Source organism: Rhodoferax ferrireducens (assembly GCF_003347515.1).
Lineage (GTDB): Bacteria > Pseudomonadota > Gammaproteobacteria > Burkholderiales > Burkholderiaceae_C > Rhodoferax.
In genome coordinates, this window is sequence record NZ_QEII01000200.1 from 1 (window position 1) to 336 (window position 336).

A 336-nucleotide genomic window follows, 5' to 3' on the forward strand; every position below is an offset into this window, starting at 1 on the left:
CACATCTTTCATGTAGGCATACGGATCATGGCCATTGAGTTTGGCCGATTGAATCAAACTCATGACCGCTGCGGCACGTTGTCCCGCGCGCAGTGAACCCGCGAACAGCCAGTTGCCTCGCCCAATGGCAATCGGTCGGATCTGGTTTTCACACCAGTTGTTGTCGATTGGCAATTGACCATCATCAAGATAAAGCGTGAGTGCCGCCCAGCGTTTAAGGCTATAGTCCAGCGCTTTGGCCGTGGCCGAGCCATCGGTGATTTTGCAACGCTGCAACTTCATCCATTCATGCATCGCATCGGCAATCGGGCGTGCTTTGGTTTGTCGAATCTGCAA

Annotated in this window: 1 protein-coding gene; it reads right to left on the reverse strand. The window is 53.3% G+C overall.

Features of this window, described 5'->3' with window-relative positions; genetic code table 11:
* On the reverse strand, positions 1–336 hold a 336-nt coding region (locus tag C5P05_RS02705; protein ID WP_157979198.1), incomplete at both ends, for an IS66 family transposase.